Annotated in this window: 2 protein-coding genes; one reads left to right on the plus strand and one right to left on the minus strand. The window is 69.3% G+C overall.

The window, feature by feature from the left end:
• Positions 1-805 (minus strand): SDR family oxidoreductase (locus tag FNH05_RS36925; protein WP_144593465.1); only part of this gene is annotated, 805 nt, incomplete at its 3' end.
• Between the two features lie 184 nt (positions 806-989).
• Between FNH05_RS36925 and FNH05_RS36930 the strand changes: the two genes are divergently transcribed.
• Positions 990-1735, plus strand: a 746-nt coding sequence (locus tag FNH05_RS36930) for a helix-turn-helix domain-containing protein (RefSeq protein WP_144593466.1), incomplete at its 3' end; no start/stop codon positions are given.

Here is a 1735-nt window from a genome sequence, read left to right on the forward strand (position 1 = left end):
CACGCAGGGCGTCGACCTTGGCAGTGGCGAAGGCGTGTGCGTCCGAACCGAGCAACTGGCGCAACGGCCCCTCACCGCTGACGACCCGGCGAATGATCGCCTCGGCGCCCTTGACCGGGTCGCCCAACTGGCTGCCCTGCAGCTTCAGGTGGTTGTCGGTCATCTCCCGGAGAGCCGGGTAGGCGTCCGTGGTGGCCGTGGGCAGTGCGAGCGAGTCGGTGGTGAGGAAGTCGGTGCGGAAGTAACCGGGCTCGACGATGGTGACCTTGACGTCGAAGTCGGCGACCTCCGCGGCCAGCGCCTCGCTGAGGCCCTCCAGCGCGAACTTGCCCGCACAGTAGAGCGCCCAGCCCGGCATGGCGGTCAGCCCGAGGATCGACGACACGTTGACGACGTGACCGCTCTTCTGCTCACGCAGGATCGGCAGCGTGGCACGCAACACGTTCCACACGCCGATGACCTGCACGTCGAGCAGGTCGCGGATCTCGCGGACGCCGGTCTCCTCGACGGCGGCCAGGAAGCCGTAACCGGCATTGTTGACGACCACGTCGAGGGCGCCGAATCGCCCGGTGGTCCGCCGGACGGCCTGCCGCACCTCCTCCTCGTCCCGCAGGTCGACCCCGAGCGGAAGCAGCCGGGACGTGTCGACGCGGTCGCCGAGGGCCGCCAGCAGCCGCTCGGTGGAGCGTGTCGTCGCGGCGACGTGGTCACCGCGCCGGAGCAACTGCGTGACCAGTTCCAGCCCCAAGCCGCGGGAAGCACCGGTCACGAACCAGGTCGCAGGTCGATCCGTGGGGAAATTCATGGTGGTCCTTTACTCACGATTCCAGTGATGCGCCGCCGGGCCGTTTCCGTGGTGGCGTGCTTTCAGCTTGACCGGCCGAAACTCGTCGTGGGGGCGTATCTCGCGCCCTGTGCGACCGCGGACTCCGGAACCTAGGACGCACAGGTCCACCCTGGTGCGGAAAAGGTTCGGGATAATCGATCCCGTGACCAAGGCCAATCGTGAACTCGCTGATTTCCTGCGCCGGGCGCGCAGTCAGCTCGACCCGGCACGGGCGGGGCTGCCACCCGATGGACGGGTGCGCCGCGTGCCCGGCCTGCGCCGCGAGGAAGTCGCACGGCTGGCCGGAGTGTCCACCGACTACTACGCCCGGCTCGAACAGGGCCGTCGCATCACCCCCTCCGCCGCCGTGGTCGAGGCGATCGGCCGTGCGCTCGGACTCGACGCCGCGGGACGTGCCCATCTCGAAGACCTCATCGGACTGACCTCGGCACCTGCCCCCCGGCGGGCCCGCGACGTCCAGCGGGTGCGTCCCGGGCTCTACCAGTTCCTCGACGCCCTTGACGGCGAGCCCGCCCTCATTCTCGGGCGCCGCACCGACGTGCTGGCCGCCAACCGGATGGCCAAGGCACTGTTCACCGACTTCGACCGGCTTCCGGCGGCGCAACGCAACTACGCCCGCTGGATGTTCCTCGGCGAAGAAGCCCGATCACTGTTCGCCGACTGGCACGACCAGGCGCGCGCCGCGGTCGAAAGCCTCCGGTTCGAGGTCGGCCGCGACCCGGACGACCAGGCCACCGCCGCCCTCGTCACCGAACTGCGCCACAACAGCCGCGAGTTCGACCACTGGTGGGAGCAGCACCGGGTCCACCAGCGCACCCACGGTTCGAAACGGCTGTGTCACCCCCTGGTCGGCGAACTCACGGTCGAATACGAAACCCTTACCCTGCC

This window comes from Amycolatopsis rhizosphaerae, assembly GCF_007713715.1.
GTDB classification, from domain to species: Bacteria; Actinomycetota; Actinomycetes; order Mycobacteriales; family Pseudonocardiaceae; genus Amycolatopsis_E; species Amycolatopsis_E rhizosphaerae.